Below are 24778 nucleotides of genomic sequence, written 5' to 3'. Positions count from 1 at the left end.
CCAACATGTCTCGCGCGAGCCGCAGGATCGCGGTTCCATGCCTATATGAGCTGATGTCTCATACAGGTCCTCAATGCCCGAAAAACTCTCGAAATCCGCAAACCCGATGCTCGTGCGCCCCAAGCGCGCGGCGCCGGTGCTGGTCTGCCGCAAATGCCTCAAGCGCAGCGACGAGGGCCGCGATGTCGGTCGCGCGCTGAAATCCGAATTGAAGGCGCGGAGGCCTGATGGCCTCAAGCCCGCCAAGCTGGTCATGACCGGATGCTTCGGCCTGTGCCCGAAGCGGTCGATCGTGGTCGCGAGTGGCGCGAGCCTGCAGCGGCAGGAATACGTGCTGGTCGAGGACCGCGCCCAGGTGCCGCGCGCGCTCGCGCTGTTGAACGGCGAGCGCGAGGGGTGATCAACAGCCCCGACAGTGGGGCGTTATTTGGCTACGCGCACTGCAAAATCCCTGTCATTGCGAGCGAAGCGAAGCAATCCAGAATCCCTCCGCGGACACATTCCTGGATTGCTTCGTCGCAAGAGCTCCTCGCAATGACGTGGAGGTAGCGGGGCGCCAAACCAGCAGCACGCATCACCTAATCTCGCGCGAAATTTGCTTGCCTTGTTCCGAGTCCTTTTGCACTCTCGCGGCGAAGGAGACCATTGCATGACAAAGATCACCGCCGCCTGTGCGCTCGGAACCGCCCTGGTGCTGGGCAGCCTCGCAACATCGGGTGCTGACGCGAGGCCGCGCAAGGCGGTCGTGGTTCGCGCACCCCAGGAGCGCCTGATCATCACGGCGCCCGTGCTGAGGCCGACGCCGTGGGATTACAACGTCGTTCCGCGCTACCGCTATCGCCCCGAGGACGACAAGGTCGATCCCTACGGCCCGCCGCTGGTGCCGTCCTATGTGCGCTATGAGGGCTGGCGCTGGCCGTACTGGTGGTAGGAAGCGACAATTCGTAGGGTGGGCAAAGCGAAGCGTGCCCACGCGTCTGGTTGGATCGCAGAGATCGTGGGCACGGCGCAAGGGCGCCATTGCGCACCCTACAACGCTGTTTTGGAGCAGCGCCGCAAGCCCGCCCTCAGATGTTGCCTTGCTCGCTCTCCGGCACCTTGTCCCAGGGGCGGTAATAGAGCCGGGCGCATTCCTCCCGCAGCACACCGCCTTCGATCGTGAGATCATCGCGATACGCCTTGGCGACGAAGTCGAGCGTGTCGATCTGGCGCGCTTCGAAATACATCTTGTGGACGTCGTCGCGGCCGGCGCCGTAGACGATGCGCGAGACCTTCGACCAGATCGACGCCATGGTGCACATGCCACAGGGCTGCAGCGTGGTGTAGAGCGTGGCGCCGCGGATCTCGCCGTTCTCGAACGCCGCGCCCGCGGCCCGGATCGCCTCGATCTCGGCATGGGCGACGGCATCGTGATGCTCGGCGACATGATTGCGCTCGGCCGCGAGCACGCGCCCGTCCAGCACGATGACGCAGCCGATCGGGCTCAGCGCGGGATCGGTTCCCCCGGAGCTTGCCACGCGCAGCGCCTCGCCCATCCAGCGTGCATCCTCGCTCATGAGGCGCCTATTTTGGCTCGATGCTCAGCTTGGGGTCTGTCGGCAGCACGGTGGCGCCGGCATCGGCCGCGGCCTGCTCCGTCGTGACGGGGCGGGCGGCATCGGCTTCTCTCGTTGGGAGCGACAGCAGACTGGCGGCACCGAGAGCGATGATGGCGAGAACGATGATCAGGACAGGAAGGTTGCGCATGGTCATACAAATCAAATGACCGGCGCAAGTTCCTGAAAGCGCAGAGACAGAAGAGGTGGATGACGCGGCGCGAAACCACCCTACAAAATCGGCGTGTTCCTCAACCGGTCCGCCATGCGTTCGGCGATGGCGACGGTGGTGAGATGGGTGTTGGCGCGCGGCACTTCCGGCATGATCGAGGCATCGACCACCCGCAGGCCCGTGCAGCCGATCACCCGGCAGTCGGGATCGACGACGGAGCGCGGATCGGAGGCTGCCCCCATGCGGCAGGTGCCGCTGGCGTGCTGGGCGTCGCTGCACTCGGCGAACAGCCAGTCATCGAGTTCGGCCTCGCTGAACGGCGCGTCCATGGAGCGTCCGCTGTTGCCGTAGTCGACGCGGAAGGCGATGTCGGTCACGGCAGGCTGCAGGCAGATCTCGCGCAGGCGGCGGACGCCGTCGCGCATCCTCTCGAGATCGCGCGGGTCGGACAGCATGCGTTCCTCGACTGCAGGATCGACCTCGGGGTCGGTGGTGGTGATGCGGACGCTGCCCTGGCTGAAGGCCTGATAGACGGACACCGCGATGCGTCCCAGCGAGACCACGGCCAGCGCTTGCGGCGTGCGGGCGAGGTTACCTGCGATCATGATCATGTCGTTGTCGCCGGCGCCCGCAAGCCCCGACGAATAGCGCAGGCAGCAATTGGTGTGCCGGTGCATCAGCGTCGAGACCTGGCTGTCGTCGCGCAGATGCAGCAGCGCGTTGACGATCGGATGGTCCAGCAGGTTCTCGCCGACCGGCAGGTCGGCGCGGACGGGGATGCCGAGCCGCTCCAGCAGCGCGGCGGGGCCGATGCCGGAGCGCTGCAGGATTGCCGGCGAATGGATCGCGCCGGCGCAGAGGATCACCTCGCGCGCGGCGCGAGGCGTGTGGGACTGGCCGTTGACGCGGACCCGGACGCCGCTGGCATGCAGCCGGTTGCCCTCGAACATGATGGTGTCGACCAGCGCGTTGCCGACGATGTGGAGGTTGGCACGGCCGCGCGCCGGCTCCAGATAGCCGTCATTGGTGGAGATGCGCAGGCCCGCTTCGCTGTTGATCGCATAGGGCGAGACGCCGGTGCCATCAGGGGCGTTGTGGTCCTCGCACCAGCCATAGCCAAGCGCGAGCGCCGAGGACCGCAGCGCCCGGTCGACATTGCCCCAATCCGGAATCGGCGCGCGATACACCGGGATCGGACCGCGGTCGCCGTGATAGGCGGCCTCGGGAAAATTCCTGTCGGTCTCCAGCTTGCAGAAAGAGGGCAGCATCTCGTCCCACGACCAGCCGGCGCAGCCGGCTTGCGCCCAGCGGTCGAGATCATCGGGAACGGCGCGGATCGCGATCTGGCCGTTGATGGTCGAACTGCCGCCCATCGCACGGCCGCGCCAGAGCAGCAGCGGCTCTTGCCGCTCGGTGCGTCGCGCCAGCAGCTTCGGCCAGCGGAAGTCGTCATCGCCGATCGCGCGCATCGGGTTCGGGATGCGGATATGCTCCGGGGTGGTCGCGGTGCGCAAATCGTGCCCCGCTTCGAGCAGTAGCACGCGGTGCGAAGGATCTTCGCTGAGCCGGGCCGCCAGGGTCGCGCCGGCGGAACCGCCGCCGATGACGATGGTGTCGTAATCCTGCTCAAGCATTTTCGCTTGCTCCATTCCCCGCGCGTCATCCCACGCAGCCCTTGAAAGCGACCCGGCGATGTCGCGTCGTTGATCCCGAGGCGAGGTGCCGATCACCGGGCCGCGTGGCCAACACATAGATCATTGCGCGCGATCGTTTCCAGCCGCGCCCCGCACAAAATTGCGGCGGATCGGCGGTGATAAAACGCGCAGCAGGCCGGGGCAGCGCAGCCGTCGCGTCGAGATTGCCGCGCAAGGCTGGGAGCAGATCTCAACGGCATGGAACGCGTCATGCGCGTCGGCGAGGTTAATACATTGGTCATGTCTTTGCGGTCATTTTCGCGACCTCAGTCAGCAAAGAGGCACCATGTCCGACATTACCATTCCCGGCGGCAAGATCCGGTCCTTCGTCGAGCGGATCGAGAATCTCGACACCGAAATGCAGGAGTTGAGCGAGCAGAAGAAGGAAGTCTTCGCGGAAGCCAAGGGCGAGGGCTTCGACGTCAAGATCCTCAAGGAGATCATCAAGCTGCGCAAGGAAGACAAGAACGAGCGCGACGAGCGCGAAAGCCTGCTCGACCTCTACATGCGCGCGATGGAGACGGCCACGCCGGAGCAGGCGAAGGCGGCGTGAGCCGCCAGACAGATCAGTGAAGAGCGATGGCCGCGATTCCGGCGATTGCGGCCGTCACGCGGTGACAACTGGCCAAGGGGAAGCGCAGCAGAACCCGCCGTCATTCCGGGGCGCGCCCGCTTGGGCGCGAGCCCGGAATCCATCGGGCGGCACGACACGAGGCGCAATGGATTCCGGGCTCGCGCTTCGCGCCCCGGAATGACGGCGGCTCAATAGCGGCTGCCGGTGCCCTTCTGCTGCGTGATCCAGTCCGACAACGATTTCGGTTTCGCTTTCACCATCCGGACGGGGGATGCCTTCGGATTGTCGCGCAGGCCTTTCGCCGAACCTGCGCGCGGCGCTTGCGTTGCGCTGCCTCTCGAGGCCGCCATCGAAGCCTCGGCGGCCTCCTTCTCCAGACGCAACTGCTTCAATCGCGCCATCTTGATGCGCTCCGCCTCGACTTCGGGGCGTTCGGCGAGCAGCGGCTTGGGTTGGGCAAGCTCCGCCGGGACCAGGACACCAAGAATGGTCGTCTCGCCGAGCGCCTTGCAGGCCTCCAGCCGATGCAGTCCCTCGACCAGAACGAGGCGGTCTCCGTCGAGCCTGATGGAAATGGGGGTCTGTTGTCCGATGTCCAGCATGCTTTCCGCGATCTCCGCGACGGTCTCGGGATTGAGGGTCTTCTTCTGCTTCGTGGGAACGAAGATCTTCTCGATTGGGAAAGTTTCCGGTTTGGGCATGGCTCTACTCCGCTTCTACCGGGGCCATCGGAACCCATATCGGTGGTGGTCTGGAGTTTAGGAGGGAAGAGCTCGACCGCAAAGGCAATTCGGCTCCAAGTATGGCTTGAACTCTTGCGAAACCCCATCGCCCTGTCGATTGGGGGGATGGGTATCGCTGCGCCCCCCTCCTGCAACGCCCTGCCGCCATAATCGCGGGGATGGATCGCGGGATATGCGACGGGCCGCCCCTTGATCTGGATCAAGCATGCCGCCCCCGACCGCCCCACTGTGCAGTCATTCATCGGAAGGAAAACATGGTTCAGACAAGAGCGACCGTCCTTGGTGCCTTCGCGGCCGTGCTGCTGGCTGTGCCGGCCAAAGCCCAAGTGCTGGTCGATGTTTCCAAGATCAGCTGCGACCAGTACATCACCCAGCGCATTACCCACATGCAGACCGTGAACGTCTGGCTCGCCGGCTTCTACGCCGGCCGCCGCAACAATCCCGTTGTGGACACGCAAGCGCTGAACAGGAATGGCAATAAGCTCTCGCGCTTCTGCGAGTCGCATCGCGAAATGCCGCTGCTCGACGCGGTCGAGGCCAACACGAAGTAGGGGTGAGGGTTGGTCAGTCGTGTCTATTCTAATGAGGGTGTCAGACTGAGCGGATCAGCTCGTAGGATGGGTAGAGCGAAGCGATACCCATCAATCGCCGTCGTGGAGTGATGGGTTTCGCAATGCTCTTCTACCCATCCTACGAGCTATTCTTGGTACAGGCTAGTTGACAAGGCTCATGTTTGTAAACGTCAGACGGCTCGCGGTAACCTTGGTGCCGATGATCGCCACCAAATCATATTCTCCTCCGACGGGTCTCAAAAGGCGATCCGTTTCAACGGATAATTTGGTGACTAGGGAATCGTCTTGGAGCAAGCAATGGATTGGATGGCTCGAATTTGCTTGTTCGAAATGCTTCTGTTGTGAAGGCGGCGGCAATGCTAAGGCGCCAAGAAGTGTCTTGATACGGTTATCAATGTCCCCGCCATCGCCGATCAATTGACCCGGTGCTTGCCGTCGCAAGAAGGTGATCTCAAGCTCGCACAGAAGATCAAGGCGCTTCGAAACGAGAGGTGCGAAGACCGTTGTGCCTCGCGTTTCAAGGATGCCGATCTTGCTTGTTGGAATGTCGTACTCTTCCTGCAGCATCTTCTCTGCTTCGGTTCGCAAAGGAGAGTGTCGCCAAAGCTCGCAAATTTGAGGAGCTAGAGCCAGCCGAATTGCGTGAATGTCGGCAAGGCTTGCCCTCCGCCGGGGTGCAATTGGACCTTCATATAGAAGTCTAAACTTCATGACTTGCTCGCTTGTAAGCCCAAACAATAATTGCCGCTTTGTTCCACTAATCCTACGGGCCGACATCTCTTGGGTGGTAGCGGAACTCTGACGCGCGGATATTCATGGCCTTTACGAGATCCACAAATCGAGCCGTCTTCTTGTTGAGCTTGCTGTTAGCGGCGAGAATTGCTTGGGCAGTTGCGTATGCACAAATATCGGCCATGTCTAAAAGACAAACGTGATCCGACCGTAGCTCGATTGCATTTGAGTGAACGCGAGCGAAGTGTGCGGCTTGCAGACGCGCAAGACCCCAGTCGATCTTGGTGCGGTCGGGGTCGAATGCTAATTCGTATGTTGCCCCCTGGTGGTGTTGCATGTTCACAATGGCCGCAAAGCAGGCAAGGCCCGTCAAGTGTTTTTCGTTGACGTCAAACAAAGGTCCATCGACGAGTTTTAGCTGTCGAGGGTAGCGCGTTTGATCAATCCAGGCCGAGAACCAGAGTCCACCAAGGTTGAGCATTAATTTCGCGCATTCTTCCACGAAGCTGTAAACATCTGCCGGCTCAAAATGCGCGAATGGTGAGCGGCGACGCGCGTCGCCACTAAACAGAGTGCGGCAGTGAATCTTTGCGTCTATCGGGACATCGCGAGAAGCCTTCAATCGGATCAATGCGCGCCGAGCGTCTTCGCGGGCAATAGGTGGGAGCCATAGTATCCCTCCGGTGACGAACTGCTCAGCCTTGCTTTCGTCGCACAATGCAAGAGGCCGCTCAAACAGGAGCGGCCTCGGCAATTCAGTTGGTGTGGTTGGTGCGGCCAATGGGTTAGCTACACCCTGTCGTGCTCCCACACGTATCGCACTTCATGCACGTGCCATTCCGCACCAGCGTGAAGTTGCCGCACTCGCTGCACATCTCGCCCTCGTAGCCCTTGGCCTTGGCTTCCGCGCGGCGCTCGGCCTTGCTGGGCGCTGCAACCGTTGCGGCGCTGCCGGCCTTGCTCCACTGCAGGGCTTCCAGCTTCTCCGTCGGCGAGAGGTCGTGCTGGACTTCCTGCTTCAGCGCGACGGCGCCTTCGATGGCGTCGCCGACGCGGGCCGAGGTGCCGTGGGCCAGCGCCGTGACCTTGCTGCCGCCGGAGGGCGCGCTGTCATTGCCCTGGGCGATCGCGGCCGAGCCGCCGCGCATCACGACGAGGTTGTCGGTGCGGGAGCGGGTGAGGCCGCGCGACACCAGCTTGTTGGCGTGGTGCGTCTCCTCCGGCTCCTTGCCTTCCTCGACGCCCTTGCCGAGCGCGTCGAAGTTCGACTCGGTCGGGTCGACATGGGCGAGGTCGAAGCGCGACATGTAGCTCACCGCGAGCTCGCGGAAGACGTAGTCGAGGATCGAGGTCGCGTACTTGATCGAGTCGTTGCCCTGCACGGGGCCCGCCGGCTCGAAGCGGGTGAAGGTGAAGGCGTCGACATATTCGTCGAGCGGCACGCCGTACTGGAGGCCCAGCGACACCGCGATGGCGAAGTTGTTGATGAAGGAGCGCAGTGCCGCGCCTTCCTTGTGCATGTCGATGAAGATCTCGCCGAGACGGCCGTCGTCATATTCGCCGGTCCGGAGATAGACCTTGTGGCCGCCGACGACCGCCTTCTGGGTGTAGCCCTTGCGGCGATCCGGCATCTTCTCGCGCTCGCGCATCACGATGATGCGCTCGACCAGCTTCTCGACGATCTTCTCCGAGACCTGGGCGGTGCGCGCCGCCATCGGCTTGTCGTGGAAGGCCTCGACCGCATCGTCCTCGTCCTCATCGTCGCTGATGAGCTGCGAGTTGAGCGGCTGCGACAGCTTGGAGCCGTCGCGATAGAGCGCGTTGGCCTTCAGCGCCAGCTTCCACGACAGCATGTAGGCGGACTTGCAGTCCTCCACCGTGGCGTCGTTCGGCATGTTGATGGTCTTGGAGATCGCGCCCGAGATGAAGGGCTGGGCCGATGCCATCATGCGGATGTGGCTCTCGACCGACAGATAGCGCTTGCCGATCTTGCCGCAGGGATTGGCGCAGTCGAACACGGCGTAGTGCTCGGCCTTGAGGTGCGGGGCACCTTCCACCGTCATCGCGCCGCAGATGTGGACGTTGGCCGCCTCGATCTCGCGCTTGGTGAAGCCGACGGCCTGGAGCAGGTCGAAGCCGGGGGCCGCGATCGCCTCGGCACCGATGCCGAGCTGGTCGCGGATGAAGTCTTCGCCGAAGGTCCATTTGTTGAAGGCGAACTTGATGTCGAAGGCGGTCGGCAGGGCCTTTTCGACCTTGGCGATGGCCTCGTCGGTGAAGCCCTTGGACTTCAGCGTCGAGGCGTTGATGCCGGGCGCGTTGGAGAGCGAGCCGTGGCCGACGGCATAGGCTTCGATCTCCGCGATCTCGCTCTCGCGATAGCCGAGCGCGCGGAGTGCGGCGGGGACCGCGCGGTTGATGATCTTGAAGTAGCCGCCACCGGCGAGCTTCTTGAACTTCACCAGCGCGAAGTCGGGCTCGATGCCGGTGGTGTCGCAATCCATCACGAGGCCGATCGTGCCGGTCGGCGCGATCACCGTGGTCTGGGCGTTGCGATAGCCGTGCTTCTCGCCGAGCTCGAGCGCCGCATCCCAGGCCGCCTGGGCGTGGGTGACGAGGTCGGTCTGCGGGCAGGAGACCAGGTCCATCGGGACCGGGTTGACGCTGAGCGCCTCGTAGCCGTTGGACTGGCCGTGCGCGGCGCGGCGGTGGTTGCGGATCACGCGCAGCATGTGCGCGGCGTTCTTCTTGTAGCCGGGGAAGGTGCCGAGTTCGGCCGCCATCTCCGCGGAAGTCTTGTAGGTGATGCCGGTCATCACGGCGGTCAGCGCGCCGGCGATCGCGCGGCCTTCCTTGCTGTCATAGGGCAGGCCCATGGTCATCAGCAGGCCGCCGATGTTGGCGTAGCCGAGGCCGAGCGTGCGGAACTCGTAGGAGAGCTCGGCGATCGCCTTCGACGGGAACTGCGCCATCATCACGGAGATTTCGAGCACGATGGTCCACAAGCGGCAGAGATGCTCGTAGCTGTCGACGTCGAAGCGCTTGGCCTCGATGTTGTAGAACGTCAGCAGGTTCGCGGAGGCCAGGTTGCACGCCGTGTCGTCCAGGAACATGTATTCCGAGCACGGATTGGACGCGCGGATGTCGCCGGAGGCCTTGCAGGTGTGCCAGTCGTTCATGGTGGTGTTGAAGTGCAGGCCCGGGTCGGCCGACGCCCAGGCGGCGTGGCCGATCTTCTCCCAGAGGTCGCGCGCCTTCAGCGTCTTGGTGATCTTCCTGGTGGTGCGTCCGACGAGATTCCAGTCGCCGTCGGTCTCGACGGCGCGGAGGAAATCGTCCTTCAGCGAGACCGAGTTGTTGGAGTTCTGGCCGGAGACGGTGAGATAGGCTTCCGAATCCCAGTCGGTGTCATAGACGTCGAACTGGATGTCCTTGTAGCCCTGTTTTGCAAATTGGATGACGCGCTTGATGTAGTTATCCGGCACCAGCGAGCGACGAGCCAGTTTGATTTCCCGGCGGAGCGCCGGGTTCTTCTCGGGGTCGAAGCAATCGTCGCCCGAGCCTTCGCAGTTGACGCAGGCCTTCAGCACCGCCTTGAGGTGCTTCTGGTTGATCTTGGATCCGGTGACGAGGGCGGCAACCTTCTGCTCCTCCTTCACCTTCCAGTCGATATAGGTCTCGATGTCGGGGTGATCGACGTCGACGACGACCATCTTGGCGGCGCGGCGGGTGGTGCCGCCCGACTTGATCGCACCCGCGGCGCGGTCGCCGATCTTGAGGAAGCTCATCAGGCCGCTCGATCGGCCGCCGCCGGAGAGCTTTTCGCCTTCGCCGCGCAGGCGGGAGAAGTTGGATCCGGTGCCGGAGCCGTACTTGAACAGGCGCGCCTCGCGGACCCAGAGGTCCATGATGCCGCCCTCGTTGACGAGGTCGTCACCGACGCCCTGGATGAAGCAGGCGTGCGGCTGCGGATGCTCATAGGCCGACTTGGACTTGGTCAGCTTGCCGGTGAAGGGGTCGACGTAATAATGGCCCTGGCCGGGACCGTCGATGCCATAGGCCCAGTGCAGGCCGGTGTTGAACCATTGCGGCGAGTTCGGCGCGACCATCTGCATCGCGAGCATGTAGCGGAGCTCGTCGTAGAAGGCCTGCGCGTCCTCGTCGGTCGAGAAATACTTGCCCTTCCAGCCCCAATAGGTCCAGCAGCCGGCGAGGCGGTCGAACACCTGCCTGGCGCTGAGCTCGCTGACATAGCGCTCCTTCTCGGGCAGGAGGCTAAGGGCCTCGGTGTCGGGCACGGAGCGCCACAGGAAGGAGGGGACGGATTCCTCCTCGACCTTCTTCAGGCGCGCGGCAACGCCGGCTTTGCGGAAATACTTCTGGGCCAGCACGTCGGAGGCGACCTGCGACCACGCGGTCGGGACCTCGACGCCGTCGAGCTTGAACACGACCGAGCCATCGGGATTCCGGATCTCCGACGTGGTCTGGCGGAAATCGATTCCCGCGTAAGGTGACTGTCCCGAAGTGGTGTGGCGCCGCTCAATCCGCATCGTATTGCCCCGTCCTTATTTTTAACCGGCGCACCTCCGCAAGGCGACCGGGTCGATATTTCAGTTCACGAGTCCTCCAGCGGCCATGCCGGCCCAAAGGCTTCGCAGTTCAGCCGGTGGTTCCGGCCCCAGTCTCCCGGCGCGATGGGTCGGTGCGTGCACCTTTCATCGGCCGGCATGCCCACACCCATCCGCCCCCAAGGGGATGCGCGTGACACGCGTTTAACGCCCCACAACATCACAACGTCTACCGTGCCATCCGAGCCTGTTGCCGGCCCGTTCTGGCGCCCGAAAAGTCCGCTTACCGCGGGCAGACAAGCCCTCATTCCGCAGCCTTCGGCTGGCTGGCGGAGCTAGATTTGCGAGACCCTTTGGGGGAGTGCCGGCGGGACGCAAACTCACTCGCGCCGAACGGATCGAAAACTAGGACTCTCCATTGCGCCCGTCAAGAACTAGTGCGAGTTCCTGAATCAAATACTAAATATGGTGGATTGTGGGGGATAACAGGGGGCAATCCCGCGCCTGTTGTGGGGGCAAGTATCAGTGAGTCCTCAGAGATTCCCAACCGAAAAAATTTGCATTCCGTGGTGCTCGCAAGCCTTCATCCCGCTGTTCACAGGGCAGGTATATTTTTGGCCGAAGGGATTGCGTCTGCAGGACTCACGTAGCCCTACGGAAGATGAGGGCAGGCATGCCCGCCGAGGTGGTGGTGGGAGCGGCGAATCCGGGCCAAGCTGACGCTCAGATTTTGCCGGACCACCCACATGCTTGATTCGACCCGCCGGGATGCGCGGCCGCGCATCGCCCCGGCCGGCCTGATGTTCCTCGCGATCACCTCGATCGGCTGGGGCTTCAACTGGCCGGTGACCAAATTCCTGCTCTCCGAGCTGCCGCCGCTGACGTTACGCGGGGTGACCGGCGTGCTCGGGGCGGTGCTGCTGGCGGCGCTGGCCCTGGTCCGCGGCGACAGCCTGAAGGTGGCGCGCGAGATCTGGCCGCGCCTCATCACCGCCGCCGTGCTCAACGTCACCGGCTGGATGGTGCTGATGGGGCTGGCGCTGCTCTGGCTGCCGGCGAGCGAGGCGGCGCTGATCGCCTATACGATGCCGGTCTGGGCCTCGATCATCGCCTGGCCGGTGCTCGGCGAGCGGCCGACATTGCTGCGCACGCTGGGGCTGGTGATGGCCTTCGTCGGGCTTGCCTCGATCATGGGCGGCAACGGGATCGCCGCCAGCGTCGAGAAGCTGCCGGGCATCGTCATGGCGCTCGCCGGCGCGCTCGGTTTCGCGGTGGGCACGGTGTTCTCGAAGAAATACCCGATCCGTCTGCCGCCGATCGCGGCTGCGGCCTGGCAGATCGGGATCGGCTGCCTGCCGATCTCGATCATCGGCCTCATGGTCGAGACCACGCACCTCTCCAACGTAACGCCGCTCGGCTGGTGGCTGCTGGTCTATTCGACCGTGGTGCAGTTCTGCATCGCCTATGTCAGCTGGTTCGCAGCGCTCGCCCGCCTGCCGGCCTCGGTCGCCGCGATCGGCACCATGGCGGTGCCGGTCATCGGCGTCGTCGCCTCGGCGATTGCGCTGGGCGAGCCGCTCGGACCCGGCCAGATCGCAGCGCTGATCTTCACGCTGGCGGCGGTGGTGCTGGCGACGCGCTAGCCGCCCCGCCGCCCAGCGCCTTCCGGATCGTCTCGGCGAGCTGGTTTCTCCGATAGGGCTTCGTCAGCAGCATCACGCCGTCGTCGAGCTTGCCGTGGTGGACGATGGCATTGTCGGTGTAGCCGGAGGTGTACAGCACCTTCACGCCCGGCCGCAGCCTGGCCACCTTGTCGGCGAGGTCGCGCCCGCTCATGCCGCCGGGGATGACGACGTCGGTGAAGAGGAGATCGAACGGCTGGCCGGCCGCGATCAGTTCCAGTGCGGTCTTGCCGTCGGGGGCGGCAATCGTCTTGTAGCCGAGGCTCTGCAATTGCGCGGTGACGAAGGTGCGCACGAGATTGTCGTCCTCGACGACGAAGATGGTTTCGGCGCCGCCTTCGACCTGCGGCGCGCCGGCCGCAGCCACGTCCGCCATGCCCTCGCCCGGGGGCAGGTAGAGCTTGATCGTGGTGCCGTGGCTTTCCTCGCTGTAGATCTTGATGTGGCCGCCGGACTGCTTGACGAAGCCGTAGACCATGGAGAGGCCGAGGCCTGACCCCTTGCCGACCTCCTTCGTGGTGAAGAAGGGCTCGAACGCCTTCAGCTGAGTGTCGGGCGACATGCCGGTGCCGGTGTCGCTCACGGCGAGCATGACGTAGGGGCCGGCCACCACGTCTGCATGGGCCTGCGCATAGGCCTCGTCCAGCACGACGCGGTGGGTCTCCAGCAGCAGCTTGCCGCCGTTCGGCATGGCATCGCGCGCGTTGATCGCCATGTTGAGCACGGCATTGGTGAGCCGGGACGGATCGATATGCGCGGTCATCGGCCCCTGTTCCAGCACGGTCTCGATCTGGATCTGCTCGCCGAGGGTGGGGCGCAGGAGTTTTGCGATGTCGGCGATCGCGGCGTTGATCTCGACGTTGCGCGGTTGCAGCGGCTGCCTGCGCGCGAAGGCGAGCAGATGCTGGATCAGCTCGGCGCAGCGCTCGGCGGCCTCGTCGATCAGCCTCGCCACGCGCTGGAGCTCGGGCTGCCCTTTCAGGCTCGCCACCAGCGTCTCGGTGTTGCCGGAGATCACGGTCAGCATGTTGTTGAAATCGTGCGCGACGCCGCCGGTCAGCTTGCCGATCGCATCCAGCTTCTGCGACTGGTACAGCTGGCGCTCGGTCTCGCGCGACATGGTCGCGTCGTGATAGACCAGCACCGCGCCGGAAATGTCGCCTTGCCCGTTCAGCATCGGCCGGCCGCTGACCATGAGATGACGCGGAGGATTGCCGCTGTGCGGGCGGACGATCATCTCCATGTCCTCGAACTTCTCGCCGCGAAGCACGCGCACCGAGGGCAGCTCGTCGGCCTTGAGCGGCGTGACGCCGTCGCCGTGAAACACATCCGACAGCGCGCGCAGATTGCGCAGGTTCATGCCGGTGTGATGCAGCAGCATGCGCTCTGCGGCCGGATTTGACAGCAGGACGTTGCCCTCGGCGTCGATGACCAGCACAGCCTCCGCCATGCTGTGAAACGTGCTCTGGAGCACGTTGACCGACAGGCGCAGTTCGTCATGCGCGTTGACGAGGTGTTCGGTGCGCTCGGCCACCGCCGCTTCGAGCGCGTGGTTGGCAGCCGTGGTCTCGCTCAGCGTGCTCTCGAGCTCGACCGTCGCGCGCCGGCTCTCGCGCATCACCAGCGCGACCAGCAGCAGGATCAGCAGGGCGCCGGCGACGTCGATGCCGAGCAGCACGATTCCGGTGCGGCGCGAATCCTGGGAGCGCGCGGCGAGCACGCGTTCCTCCTCCGCGCTCAGATGGTCGAGGTTGCCCATCACGGCGTCCATCAGGCCGCGGCCCTCGGCCTTGCTGCTGAGCGCGGCTATGCCGGCCTCGTCGCCAGCCGCGCGCAGGCGCATCGCCTCGGCCGCGATCTCGACCCGGCGCAGGGCCAGCGGTTCTGTGCCCTGCAGCAGCTTGACCTGATCCGGATTGTCGCGCACGCCGCGCTTGAGTTCGGCGAGCGCCGGCGCGATCTGGGCTTGTACAGACTGGAATTCGGCGTTGAAGGCAGGGCTACGGTAAAGTTCATAGCCGCGCGCGGCGCTCTCGGCGCGGCGCAGCAGCACGCGCAGATCCGAGATATTCTTCTGTACCCGGACGGTCTGATGAACCCACGTCGCGTCGGACCGCGACTTGACGTCGAGGGCGATCGAGGCTGCGGTGATGATCAGGAGGATGGCAAGTCCAGCACCGAGAATGACGCGCTGCGTTGGGATCAAGGGGCTTCTTTCTTGTCCTTCGGCTGTGCGCTCTCGCCTGGACCGGCGAGGCATTCCCGGATCGTGGTCAGCAGCGCTTCCGGCGTGAACGGCTTGCGCAGGCAGCGCGTGGCGCCGAGCTCCAGCGCCATGCGGAGGAAATCGGGAGAGGGCGAGGCGGATGAAGCGAAGGCATAGCCGGACATCGCTATCAACGGAGTAGCCGGCGCGCGCTCGTGAAAGATGCGGATGGACTCGAAGCCGCGCATATGCGGCATGAAGATATCTACGAGCATGACCTCAAAGGCCTGCGCTTCCAGCGCAGCCAGTCCTGTTTCGCCACCGTCGGCCAGCGTGACGTCGAAGCCCTGACGTTGGAGGAGGACCTCGATGGTCGCGCCGACCATCGGATCGTCATCAACCACGAGAATACGCGGCATGACACTTCCCAGTCATCGAAGTCCCCACTGTGATGGGTGATATCCGCGAATCGTGTCTCGGGTCAATTTTGGATTGGGTCAGGGTAGATATGCACGGTGCAGTGAATAAAGGTCCGGTTGCTTCGACGCGTAAGCATCATTTGCGGCCAATGCCCCGATGCGTGCGAAATCGCTGAGGCGCAAGGAACGCGAAAAAAGGCGTCGCAGCGATGCGACGCCTCTCTTCAAGCGAGACTCGAGTGCTTACGGACAGGGGTGACGCTGGCCGTCATAGCCGAGATAGGTGCCCGAAGCCGGGTCATATGACTTGTAGCGCTGCGAACAGTAGGCCACGGAATCGCCGCCGCCATCGGGAACGACCGCGACCGACGGCTCGTCATAGTAGCTGTCGCCATAGTAGTCGGGGTCGCCGTAATAGCCGCCGCCGCCATAATAAGCGTAGGAGCCAATTCCGCCGATTGCGGCACCCGTCGCGAAGCCGGGCCAGAAGCCGCCGCCGCCGTGACGATGATAGTGCCCGCCGTTCCAATTGCCGCCGCGGCCGCTCCAGTTGCCACCGCGACCCTGCCAGGTACCGCCGCTGGCGGCCGCAAAGTTACGGGCTGCGCCACCGGTGAAGGAAGTGCCGCCGCTCGGGCGGACCGCTGCACCGGCCGCGAAATTGCCGCCACCGCCGTGGAACGCGGCGCCACCGCCGCCCATCCGCGCTCCGCCAGCGAATCCGCCGCCGCCCATGCGTGCGCCGCCGCCCCCGCCACCGAAGTGAGCGCCGCCGCCGCCACCGCCGATGTGTGCACCGCCGCCGCCACCGCGACCACCGAGGCCCTGCGCGAAGCTCGGCGTCGCCATCGGGAGAACCAATGCTACCGCCGCAGCGGCACTCAAAACTTTCAGACTTTTCATGAGTAAACTCCTTTTCCCGGAAGCAAACCCGACGAAAGGGCTAGGGTTCCTGGGATCACGCCGGTTTGCGCGTAAATGAAAAATTTGCGCACGGGCGATGTACCCGGCATGAACGGATCGCGTCCGATTTGCGGCAACTTGGGTGTCACGGGATGCGCAGCTGCGGAGGGGGCGCCGCTCCCGCCGAACTGGACATTTCGCCGCCCGGATGGCATCAGGACCCGACGAAGCAGGGCCCTTGCCGCATGAAACAGTTCTTCCTCAAGTTCTTCACCTGGTGGAATGGCCAGACTTTTGGCACCCAACTCTGGACCAGGCGGTACGGCGAGCTGGTCGGCCAGGACGAGCAGGGCAATCTCTACTATCGCACCCGCGGCGGGGTGGTCGATCCGACGCTTGGCTTCGAGCGGCGCTGGGTGGTCTATAACGGCTACGCCGAAGCCAGCCGGATCCCGCCCTCATGGCACGGCTGGATGCATCACACCGTTGATGTGCCGCCGACGCAGGAGAACTACCAGCCGCGCGAGTGGGAAAAACCGCACCAGCCCAATCTCACCGGCACGGCCAACGCCTATCGCCCTTCGGGCTCGACGCTGGCCAGCGGCAAGCGGCCGAAGGCGACCGGCGATTATCAGCCCTGGACGCCTGGCTAGGCTTTCCGTCCGCCATCAATCTCGATCGTTCGGTTGGATGCACCCGCATCCGCCTCACCCTGCTGTGGACAACGGGAACAGCGGGGACCGCGTCTGCGCGGGCGTTGCAGCCGCGCGAGCGATGCGGCTCAATGACCCGATCTTACGGAGATGGGAGACCATCGCGTTCGGTTCGGGCAACAGTTCGCGACTGTCCCGAGATGCAGCGGCCGCCGAGCAGGACTCGATCGGGAGATAGGCCCCCGGTCTGGAAGTTCCGAAATCGCCCGATGGAATGTGCAGCCACCGTAAGACAGGAAAGGCCGCTTGGGAAACCGAGCGGCCTTTTTCTTTCGGAGGCTTGTGCGAGGTCTCGTGCCCCGGACGCTGCGTAGCACGAAGGTGGTGCGCTGCTGAGCCGGGGCCCATGCGGCAGCGGACCGTGTGGCATCCTGGGTCCCGGCTCTGCGCAGCAGGTTGCACGCCGCAGCGCGTCCTGGACAGAGAGGAGAGGTTAGTTCACTCGCTCCGCCGCTCGCTTGACCGCCTCGAGCCTCCGCGCCTGGTTTTGCGCGCCGCGCTCTCTCAGCAAGGCCAAGACTTCAGCAGGCGCGGTGTCGGGCGAGCCCGAATTGAACGGCGGGGCGGGGTTGTATTCCATCTGGAGCTGGATTGCTTCCGCCGTGGTGCGATCGACCATGAGGGAGACCAGCGTCAGCGCGAAATCGATTCCAGCGGTGACTCCGCCGCCGGTGATGCGATTGCGGTCGATGCAGACGCGTGTCTTCGTTGGCGTCGCGCCGAATTGGCCGAGCATCTCCATCGCGCTCCAATGGGTCGCGGCGCGGTAGCCCTTCAACAGACCGGCGGCGCCGAGCGCCAGCGAGCCCGTGCAGACGGAGGTGACATACTTTGCGCCTTCGGCCTGCCTGCGCAGGAAATCGAGCACCTCCTCATCGTTGAGCAGGTCGTTGGTGCCGCCGCCGCCGGGCACGCAGATCACGTCGAGTTGCGGGCACTCGGCGAATGTCGTGGTCGGCGTCAGCGTCAGCACGGAATCGCTCGGCACCGGCTCGATCCGCTTCCAGATCAGATGCAGCTTCGCGCCGGGCACCATGGAAAACACCTGCAAGGGGCCGGTGAAGTCGAGCTGGGTGACGCGCGGAAATACCAGAAGACCGATCTGGAGCGGTGACGACATCGGCAGGTCCTCCAAAGATGAGCTTGACGAGCGAAGACTGGCATGGTGCGGTTGTGTCTGGAATGGCGTAATTCCCTCTATTTCGGACATCCCCCTATGATCGGCATCCTGATTTTCCCTGATTTCCAATTGCTCGATGCGGCTGGCCCGATCTCGGTGTTCGAGGTCGCGGCGCGCTGCACAGGCAAGACGCTTGCGCTACGCCTGCTGGCCGCGAGCGCGGGACTGGTGCGCAGCTCGTCGGGCGTCGAGATGATGGCGCGGGATTTCAAGTCGGCGAATGCGATCACGACGCTGGTGATCGCCGGCGGCGCGGGCGTAGCGGATGCCGCGCGCTGCGAGGTCACGCGCGCCTTCGTGCACCGGCTGGCGCGGCGCGGCGTGCGCGTCGCGAGCGTCTGCTCGGGCGCCTATGTGCTCGCTGAGGCGGGGCTGCTCGACGGCCGGCGCGCCACCACGCATTGGGGACGGACGCGCGATTTCGTCGCGCGCTATCCCAAGGTGAAGTTCGAGCCGGACCAGATCTTCACCCGAGACGGCAATGTCTGGACCTCGGCCGGCATCACCGCGGGCATCGATCTGGCGCTCGCGATGGTCACCGAGGACCATGGCGAGGAGGTCGCGCAGGAGGCGGCGCGGCACCTCGTGCTTTACCACCGCCGCAGCGGCGGCCAGTCGCAGTTCTCCTCGTTGCTGGAGTTGAAGACGCCAAACGGCCGCTTCGGCGCGCTGTTGTCCTGGGCGCGCGAAAATCTCGACGCGCCGCTCACGGTGGAGGACCTCGCCGATCGCGCCGGCATGAGCGCGCGGCATTTTGCCCGCGCCTTCGCCGCCGAGACCGGCACGACGCCGTCGAAAGCGATCGAGCGGCTGCGGCTCGAAGTCGCGCGCGAACGCGTGCAGTCCTCGCGCGAAGGGATCGAGCTGGTCGCAGAGGCGACCGGCTTCGGCGATCCCGAGCGCATGCGGCGCGCCTTCATCCGCGCCTTCGGCCAACCGCCGCAGGCGCTGCGGCGCGCGGCGCGGGCGGGGTAGGACGGGTACACGATTGTCAGCCGAAGGCCTTGCCGACCTCCCGACCGACGGATGCGATCACATCATTTCGTCCATTTGGGTCGAGCGATGCGCCGGTGAGGTAGACCGCGATGATGAGCGGCGAACGCTTGGGCGGCCAAACGATCGCGACGTCATTGGTCGTGCCATTTTCACCTGCTCCGGTCTTGTCGCCCACACGCCAGCCTTGCGGCAGCCCGGCGCGTAAACGAGTATCCCCGGTCTTGTTGGCGATGAGCCATTGGCCGAGTTGATCACGCCCTTCCGGAGGCAGGACGTCACCGAGCAGCAAGCGTCGGTAGTTCGCGGCCATCGCATTTGGAGTCGTGGTGTCGCGGGGATCGCCCGGCGTGGCCTCGTTCAGCTCGGTTTCAGTTCGGTCCAATCTGGTGATGTCGTCGCCGAGGCTCCGCGCAAAGCTGGTCAAGCCGGCCGGACCGCCGATATTTTTCAGAAGCGCGTTACCGGCCGTGTTGTCGCTCCGGGTGATGGCCGCATCGCAGAGCTCGCGAAGTGTCATTCCTTCTCCGCCGATGTGCTCGCGGGTGATGGGCGAGTTCTCGACGAGATCGGCCTGGTCGATACGAACCCGTCGTTCAAGTGTTTCCAGCTTGCTGCTCGCGGCCTTGAGGATTGCCGCCGAAGCCAAGACCTTGAATGTGCTGCACATGGGAAAGCGTTCGTCTCCCTTGTGATGGATCGGAACCCTAGTCGTTGTGTCGAGCACGGACACGCCGAGCCGGCCGCCACTCTTCAGCTCCAACTGTTTGATGGCTTCGATCAGCGGTGCGGTTCCAGCTGACGCAGCGCCTGAGACGCTCGGCAGGAAAAGACTTCCGGCCGCCGCCAGTGTTGATGAGCCGAATTGACGTCGTGTGAGCACCGTGACCTCCCGTAAATTGCAGCGAGGTTTTGCGTCTGGCTCCGGCAATTGACAAACGATGCTTCGTAAGGCCATCCATAAGTAAAACTTGGATCAAAATGGCCCGCCGTCCCGCCAGCATTTCCAGCCTGCCTCTAAACGCGCTCCGCTCATTCGAGGCGGCGGCGCGCCATCTGAGCTTCACCAAAGCGGGTCTCGAACTTCGGGTGTCGCAGGCAGCCGTGAGCCAGCAAGTGCGGACCCTGGAAGAGAGTCTGCGCGTCAAGCTCTTCAAGCGGCTGACCCGCGGGCTTGCTCTCACGGAAGAGGGCGAAGCGCTACAGCCCGTCATATCGAGCGCCTTCAGCCAGATCAGTCAGGTCCTGGATCGGTTCGAGAATGGCCGCATGCGTGAGAGCCTCGCCATCGGCGTGGTCGGAACGTTCGCGTCGGGCTGGCTGCTTCCGCGCCTCGGGAGCTTCACCTCGAGCCATCCGCATATCGACGTCAGGATCTTCGCGAACAACAATCGCGTGGACCTCGGCGGCGAAGGATTGGACTACGCCATTCGATTTGGCGACGGCGCGTGGCACGGAACGAACGCCGAGCGTCTGGTCGAGGCTCATTTCACACCGATGTGCGCGCCTGACGTCGCGAAGCGTCTCAAACATCCAGTCGACCTCCATAAGGAGGTGCTGTTGCGCTCGTATCGGCCGGGCGAATGGGCGCACTGGTTCGAGGCGGTAAAATGCAGGCAACCGCGGATGACCGGCCCTATGTTTGACTCGTCGGTCTCCCTGGCGCATGCGGCAGCTCAAGGTGCCGGCGTCTCGCTGCTGCCGGTCGTGCTGTTTTCCGACGACCTGGCGCGCAAGCGGCTGGTTTGCCCCTATGACAGTCGAGCCTTTCTGGGATCCTATTGGCTCACGTCCCTGAAATCGAAAAAGCTCTCACCTGCGATGAAGGCATTTCGCGACTGGATATTGGTAGAGTGCAAGAAAAAGAGGCCACGCAGCGCGTAAGCCTTCTCCGTCTCGCGAAGCGCGGTCAGCGAGGTCCTCAATGCTAACCAGAACTCAGCGTGCCCGAGGTCGCTTTGTCGGAGATTCTCGCTCGCGCCGTCAGCCGCCGCGCAATTGGCATCAGCATGTAGGGCGACAAGTGAATCGGAAACTGCGTCATCGCGAAATAGAGCCAGGTGGTGGGCGGCAACGCGCCGGCCGTGGCCGCCAGCATCAGGCCGAGATTGCGCTGTGACACCATCAGCCCGAGCGCCAGCGCGCGCTCGGTGCCGATGCGGCGGAACAGCAGCGTGGTGATCGCAAGCAGGATGAAATAGATCGCGAAGGAGAGAGCCGCGAGGCCAAGGGTGAACAGCGGCTGTGCGAGGAGGTCGCTGACGACGTCGCCCATGATCGCGGCAGCGAACATGAAGAGGATGATGATGTTGAGGCCGTCGATCGGCGTCTTGTGACGCTGGATCGCCTCCGCGCCGAAGATCCATCGGATGGCGGTCGCCGCAAGCAGCGAGGCCGCGAGGATGCCGAGCAGTTTCAGGCCCAGCGTCAACGGCGTGACGCTGAGCATGTCGCCGAGGAAGAGGCCGGCGAATAGGGAGGCCGTAAAGGGCACCAGCGCGGTCGAGGTCACCAGCGTGATCAGCACGAGCGTGGCATCGAGACCCATCAGCGCGGCCAGTGCCGGAGAGGCCATCATCGGCGAAGCCATGCTCTGGAGCATCAGCGCGAGCGAAAGCCCGGGCGCGCGCGCCGTGAGCCCGGTGGCGTGGGCGATCACCCCGACGATCAACGGCACGCCGATCGTGGTCCAGGCCGTGGCAGTTGCAACCAGCGCCGGTCGGCGCAGATGGCTATAAAGGGCGGCCAGATCGACCCGCATGAAGGAGATACAGAGCAGGCAGAGGATGGCCTCGGTGAGATAGGGGCGCAGCAGCGCGCCGAGCGGTGGCACCGCGGCCGCGATGAAGACGATAGCTGCGACTCCGCGCGTGCCCTGGCTGCCGAGCCATGTCAGGACGCGCAGCGGGAAGGCGAGGATGGTTGTGAGGGTGGACGGCATTGCGATGAGTGTCGGTCCGCAGCCCGGATGAGCGCAGCGATATCCGGGACAGATATTTGCGAGAGGTGAGAGCGGTCCCGCATGTCGCTGTCGCTCATGCGGGCTACGGGAGTTCGCTATCCCAGTCCCTTCAGCCATGCGCCGATCTCGCCGACGGCGACATTGGCCTGCGGCAACAGATTGGCCATCGTGAAGAAGCCATGGAATTGGCCGGGATAGTGCTTGGTCGTGACCGATACGCCGGCCTGCTCGAGCCGCGCGGCATATTCGTGGCCTTCGTCGCGCAGCGGATCGGCGCCGGCGGTCAGCACATAGGCCGGCGGAAGGCCCGCCAGGTTTTGCGCACGCGCCGGTGAAGCGCGCCAGTCGTGGATGTCGGCAGCCCCGTTGAGATAGTGGTCGCGAAACCAGCGGATCACCGAATGCGTCAGCAGCACGCTGGTCTCGGGCTCGCTGTGGGAGCCGTGCGTCATGGCGAAATCGGTCGCCGGATAGATCAGCACCTGGCCTGCGAGCGCGGGGCCGCCAGCATCACGCGCGGCGAGCGCCACGACCGCGGTGAGGTTTCCGCCGGCGCTGTCGCCGCCGATCGACAGGCGCGAGGCATCGATGCCGAGCTCGCGTGCGTTCGCCGCGATCCATTGGGTCGCGGCGATGGCGTCATCGGTTGCGGCGGGAAACTTGTGCTCGGGCGCGAGGCGGTAGTCGACCGAGATCACGATCAGCGCGCCGGCGTCGGCCAGCTGGCGGCAGACGACGTCGTGGGAGTCGAGATCGCCGATCACCCAGCCGCCGCCATGGAAGAACACCAGCGCCGGCGCCAGTCCGTCGTGCCGGCGCGGCTTCTTGGGCTCGTAGAGGCGGGCGGGGATCACCCCGTGTGGCGCCGGGATCGAAAGCTCTGCAGCGCGGGCTAGTTCGGGCGGCTCGGGATTGGTGGCAAAGCGGGCCTGCGAATAATAGGCGCGCGCTTCCGGCGCGGTCAGGGCTTCGTAGGCGGGGCGGCCAGCCTCCTGGAAAGCCTTGTAGACGGCGGCGGCATAGGGATCGAGCACAACGGGCATGGAAGGGCGCACCTCTGGGGTTTCCGGTGATCGTTGGAGGTCGTTTTCGGGGCGATGCCGCCTCGCGCCCTTGGGTGGGGCCTTTCGACTATCCCACCCGTTAGTCTCCCTGGCCAGCGGGCGGCGGACAGGGCAGGGATGCCGCCCTTCCCCCGCCGTATTCCCCGTGTTAACCGGAGGGCCTGCGAGCGGCGGTATCCCCTGTAGAATGTCCAACAAGCCCGATTCGCTGTTGAAGCCGCGCGAGATGTTTCGAACCATTACCCTGACAGGTCTTGCGGCGCTTTTGGCCGCCACCGCACTGACGGCCGCGACGCCGGCCCAGGCGCAGATCGGCACGATCTTTTCCGATCCGCCGCCGCTGCGGCCGCCCGGCAACATTCCGCGCGGCCAGCCCCAGCCGCAGCAGTTCCCCGATGACGACGAAGAGGTGCCGGAGCTGCCGCCACAGGGCCGCGTGCTGCCGTCGCGCCCGATGCCTCCGCCTCAGGGACGGCAGGGCAATGTGATGCCGGGGCCGGTCGAGACCCAGCCGCTGGCGCCGCCACCGGGCTCCACCGTCGCCCCGCCAAACCAGCTGCCGTCCACCGCGGTCGCGCCGCCGGGCGCGCCGGGTCGCCAGCCGCCGCAGAAGGGCGGGCCGGGTGGTGCCGTGCCGCAGACCCCCGCAAGCCTGCAGCCGGGCGACGAGGTCGTCACCGAGCCGCCCGCCCAGAAGATCGTAAACAAAAAGGCGACCTTCTCGGGCCTCGACAAGATCACCGGGCGCATCATCAATTTCGACGAGGAGATCGGCGAGACCGTCCAGTTCGGCGCGCTCAGGGTCAAGACCGACGCCTGCTACACGCGGCCGGCGACGGAAGCCACCAACACCGACGCCTTCGTCGAGGTCGACGAGATCACCTTGCAGGGCGAGGTGAAGCGGATCTTCTCCGGCTGGATGTATGCGGCAAGCCCGGGCCTGCATGGCGTCGAGCACCCGATCTACGACATCTGGCTCACCGACTGCAAAGAGCCGCAGCAGACCATTGCGACGGCAGCGCCGGATCCTGCGACCAAGCCTGCACCTCCGCCGCCCGCGCAGAAGAAGGCCGCGCCGAAGCAGGTGCAACAGCGTCCGCCGCAGCCTCTGCCGCCGATCCAGCAGCAGCAACCGGCACCTCCGCCTCCACCCCCGCCGCCGGAGCAGCGACCGGGTCTGTTCGGCATCCCCGGGTTTGGCCGATAGGCCAAATCCCGGCGGTTTGGCCGTTAGGCCGAATCCCACCGGGTTTGGCCGCTAGGCCTGGCTATCGATCATTGCCTGGCGGCGATGATCTCGAGTGCGCGCGCGCCCGGGATCGCCTCACCCTCAGAGAGCTTCAGGAAATCGCCCGGTTCGCCCGCGAGCGCCTTGTCGAGCAGGGCGGTGTAGCGCCGCCGCGAGATCTCGGCCGCGCCAAAGCTCTTCAGATGGTCCGTGACATATTGGGTGTCGAGCAGCTCGAAGCCGCCATGGATCAGCCGCGCGACCAGATGCACCAGCGCGACCTTGGAGGCATCGCGCGCGGTGTGGAACATGCTCTCGCCGAAGAACGCCCGTCCGAGGCTCACGCCATATAGACCGCCGACGAGGTCCTCACCCTGCCAGGCCTCGACGCTGTGGCAATGGCCGAGCTCGTACAGGCCGCCATAGAGGTCACGGATGCGCTTGTTGATCCAGGTGTCCTCGCGTCCGGCCTGCGGCGCGGCGCAGCCGGCGATCGTCGCCTTGAACGCGGTGTTGACGGTGACGCGAAACACATCCGAACGCACGGTGCGCGCGAGCCGCGAGGCGACGCGGAATCCGTCGAGGGGGATGACGCCGCGCAGCTCGGGCTCGACCCAGAACAGGGTCGGATCTTCGGCACTTTCGGCCATCGGAAAGATGCCGCAGGCATAGGCGCGCAGCAGCACGGCCGGTGTGATTTCAGACGGAGCGGAGTCGCGCGAAGTCATGGTTCGCAATCATAGCAGGATCGCGATGCGGATGCGATGGGGGGCGCGGC

At 64.9% G+C, this 24778-nt stretch carries 24 protein-coding genes; 9 read left to right on the top strand and 15 right to left on the bottom strand.

Annotated features, from left to right (window positions below):
• The first annotated feature begins 73 nt into the window (after window positions 1–73).
• The gene (locus C7G42_RS21405; protein WP_106950923.1) at window positions 74–400 is read left to right on the top strand and encodes a non-ribosomal peptide synthetase family protein; all 327 of its coding nucleotides are present in this window, start codon (window positions 74–76) and stop codon (window positions 398–400) included.
• A 249-nt stretch (window positions 401–649) separates the two neighbouring features.
• The gene (locus C7G42_RS21400) at window positions 650–931 is read left to right on the top strand and encodes a hypothetical protein (RefSeq protein WP_106950922.1); all 282 of its coding nucleotides are present in this window, start codon (window positions 650–652) and stop codon (window positions 929–931) included.
• 136 nt (window positions 932–1067) lie between these two features.
• Here the strand turns inward: C7G42_RS21400 and C7G42_RS21395 are convergent, their stop codons facing one another.
• The 3 genes from C7G42_RS21395 to C7G42_RS21385 all read right to left on the bottom strand — a co-directional run bounded on the left by C7G42_RS21395 (window position 1068) and on the right by C7G42_RS21385 (window position 3401).
• A complete protein-coding gene (locus C7G42_RS21395) occupies window positions 1068–1556 on the bottom strand; it encodes a nucleoside deaminase (protein ID WP_106950921.1) in 489 nt (162 codons plus the stop codon).
• Between the two features lie 7 nt (window positions 1557–1563).
• Window positions 1564–1746, bottom strand: coding sequence for a hypothetical protein (locus tag C7G42_RS21390; RefSeq protein ID WP_147250273.1), 183 nt, complete (start codon window positions 1744–1746; stop codon window positions 1564–1566).
• Window positions 1747–1826: 80 nt separating this feature from the next.
• Window positions 1827–3401: a GMC family oxidoreductase gene (locus C7G42_RS21385; protein WP_106951077.1), complete on the bottom strand. Its 1575-nt coding sequence runs from the start codon at window positions 3399–3401 to the stop codon at window positions 1827–1829.
• Between the two features lie 346 nt (window positions 3402–3747).
• On the opposite strand from C7G42_RS21385, the gene C7G42_RS21380 reads away from it, so the two are divergent.
• On the top strand, window positions 3748–4014 hold the full coding sequence (locus C7G42_RS21380) for a DUF2312 domain-containing protein (RefSeq protein WP_106950919.1): 267 nt from the start codon (window positions 3748–3750) through the stop codon (window positions 4012–4014).
• Between the two features lie 209 nt (window positions 4015–4223).
• Here C7G42_RS21380 and C7G42_RS21375 read toward each other — a convergent pair whose 3' ends face one another.
• Entirely contained in the window at window positions 4224–4736 is a 513-nt protein-coding gene (locus tag C7G42_RS21375; RefSeq protein ID WP_106950918.1) for a ParB N-terminal domain-containing protein, read from the bottom strand.
• A 296-nt stretch (window positions 4737–5032) separates the two neighbouring features.
• Between C7G42_RS21375 and C7G42_RS21370 the strand changes: the two genes are divergently transcribed.
• On the top strand, window positions 5033–5329 hold the full coding sequence (locus tag C7G42_RS21370) for an HdeA/HdeB family chaperone (RefSeq protein ID WP_245427856.1): 297 nt from the start codon (window positions 5033–5035) through the stop codon (window positions 5327–5329).
• Window positions 5330–5491: 162 nt separating this feature from the next.
• On the opposite strand, the gene C7G42_RS21365 is transcribed toward C7G42_RS21370, so the two are convergent.
• The 3 genes from C7G42_RS21365 to C7G42_RS21355 all read right to left on the bottom strand — a co-directional run bounded on the left by C7G42_RS21365 (window position 5492) and on the right by C7G42_RS21355 (window position 10632).
• A complete protein-coding gene (locus C7G42_RS21365) occupies window positions 5492–5917 on the bottom strand; it encodes a hypothetical protein (protein WP_147250272.1) in 426 nt (141 codons plus the stop codon).
• 196 nt (window positions 5918–6113) lie between these two features.
• Window positions 6114–6863, bottom strand: coding sequence for a hypothetical protein (locus tag C7G42_RS21360; protein ID WP_147250271.1), 750 nt, complete (start codon window positions 6861–6863; stop codon window positions 6114–6116).
• Window positions 6864–6867: 4 nt separating this feature from the next.
• Window positions 6868–10632 carry a vitamin B12-dependent ribonucleotide reductase gene (locus C7G42_RS21355; protein ID WP_106950915.1) on the bottom strand — a complete coding sequence of 1255 codons (3765 nt, stop codon included), beginning with the start codon at window positions 10630–10632 and terminating at the stop codon, window positions 6868–6870.
• A 764-nt stretch (window positions 10633–11396) separates the two neighbouring features.
• Between C7G42_RS21355 and C7G42_RS21350 the strand changes: the two genes are divergently transcribed.
• Entirely contained in the window at window positions 11397–12293 is an 897-nt protein-coding gene (locus C7G42_RS21350; protein WP_106950914.1) for a DMT family transporter, read from the top strand.
• Here C7G42_RS21350 and C7G42_RS21345 read toward each other — a convergent pair.
• From C7G42_RS21345 to C7G42_RS21335, 3 genes are all read right to left on the bottom strand, one after another.
• On the bottom strand, window positions 12259–14538 hold the full coding sequence (locus tag C7G42_RS21345) for a CHASE3 domain-containing protein (RefSeq protein ID WP_106950913.1): 2280 nt from the start codon (window positions 14536–14538) through the stop codon (window positions 12259–12261). The genes C7G42_RS21350 and C7G42_RS21345 overlap by 35 nt on opposite strands.
• A complete protein-coding gene (locus C7G42_RS21340; protein ID WP_018322990.1) occupies window positions 14535–14957 on the bottom strand; it encodes a response regulator in 423 nt (140 codons plus the stop codon). Before C7G42_RS21340 ends, C7G42_RS21345 begins: the two co-directional genes overlap by 4 nt.
• A gap of 243 nt (window positions 14958–15200) precedes the next feature.
• Window positions 15201–15860 carry a BA14K family protein gene (locus C7G42_RS21335; protein WP_106950912.1) on the bottom strand — a complete coding sequence of 220 codons (660 nt, stop codon included), beginning with the start codon at window positions 15858–15860 and terminating at the stop codon, window positions 15201–15203.
• A gap of 245 nt (window positions 15861–16105) precedes the next feature.
• Between C7G42_RS21335 and C7G42_RS21330 the strand changes: the two genes are divergently transcribed.
• The gene (locus C7G42_RS21330) at window positions 16106–16513 is read left to right on the top strand and encodes an NADH:ubiquinone oxidoreductase subunit NDUFA12 (RefSeq protein WP_106950911.1); all 408 of its coding nucleotides are present in this window, start codon (window positions 16106–16108) and stop codon (window positions 16511–16513) included.
• A 493-nt stretch (window positions 16514–17006) separates the two neighbouring features.
• Here C7G42_RS21330 and C7G42_RS21325 read toward each other — a convergent pair whose 3' ends face one another.
• Window positions 17007–17693 carry a DJ-1/PfpI family protein gene (locus tag C7G42_RS21325; protein WP_106951076.1) on the bottom strand — a complete coding sequence of 229 codons (687 nt, stop codon included), beginning with the start codon at window positions 17691–17693 and terminating at the stop codon, window positions 17007–17009.
• Window positions 17694–17789: 96 nt separating this feature from the next.
• Here C7G42_RS21325 and C7G42_RS21320 point away from each other — a divergent pair, with 96 nt between their 5' ends.
• Window positions 17790–18728 carry a GlxA family transcriptional regulator gene (locus tag C7G42_RS21320; RefSeq protein ID WP_106950910.1) on the top strand — a complete coding sequence of 313 codons (939 nt, stop codon included), beginning with the start codon at window positions 17790–17792 and terminating at the stop codon, window positions 18726–18728.
• A gap of 16 nt (window positions 18729–18744) precedes the next feature.
• Here C7G42_RS21320 and bla read toward each other — a convergent pair whose 3' ends face one another.
• Entirely contained in the window at window positions 18745–19629 is an 885-nt protein-coding gene (gene bla / locus C7G42_RS21315; RefSeq protein WP_245427854.1) for a class A beta-lactamase, read from the bottom strand.
• A 98-nt stretch (window positions 19630–19727) separates the two neighbouring features.
• Here bla and C7G42_RS21310 point away from each other — a divergent pair, with 98 nt between their 5' ends.
• On the top strand, window positions 19728–20630 hold the full coding sequence (locus tag C7G42_RS21310; protein ID WP_106950908.1) for a LysR family transcriptional regulator: 903 nt from the start codon (window positions 19728–19730) through the stop codon (window positions 20628–20630).
• 43 nt (window positions 20631–20673) lie between these two features.
• Here C7G42_RS21310 and C7G42_RS21305 read toward each other — a convergent pair whose 3' ends face one another.
• Both C7G42_RS21305 and lipP1 read right to left on the bottom strand, forming a co-directional pair.
• The gene (locus tag C7G42_RS21305; RefSeq protein WP_106950907.1) at window positions 20674–21687 is read right to left on the bottom strand and encodes a Na+-dependent transporter; all 1014 of its coding nucleotides are present in this window, start codon (window positions 21685–21687) and stop codon (window positions 20674–20676) included.
• A 116-nt stretch (window positions 21688–21803) separates the two neighbouring features.
• Window positions 21804–22751: a LipP1 family hormone-sensitive lipase gene (lipP1, locus tag C7G42_RS21300; protein ID WP_106950906.1), complete on the bottom strand. Its 948-nt coding sequence runs from the start codon at window positions 22749–22751 to the stop codon at window positions 21804–21806.
• Between the two features lie 208 nt (window positions 22752–22959).
• On the opposite strand from lipP1, the gene C7G42_RS21295 reads away from it, so the two are divergent.
• Entirely contained in the window at window positions 22960–23979 is a 1020-nt protein-coding gene (locus C7G42_RS21295; protein ID WP_199581044.1) for a DUF2155 domain-containing protein, read from the top strand.
• 68 nt (window positions 23980–24047) lie between these two features.
• Here the strand turns inward: C7G42_RS21295 and aat are convergent, their stop codons facing one another.
• Entirely contained in the window at window positions 24048–24728 is a 681-nt protein-coding gene (aat, locus tag C7G42_RS21290) for a leucyl/phenylalanyl-tRNA--protein transferase (RefSeq protein ID WP_106950904.1), read from the bottom strand.
• Between the last annotated feature and the right edge of the window lie 50 nt (window positions 24729–24778).

Origin of the sequence: Bradyrhizobium sp. MOS003 (genome assembly GCF_003020125.1) — a bacterium.
GTDB lineage: Bacteria > Pseudomonadota > Alphaproteobacteria > Rhizobiales > Xanthobacteraceae > Bradyrhizobium.
Note: the sequence above shows the minus strand (reverse complement) of the source record. Positions and strands in the feature narration are given on the sequence as shown.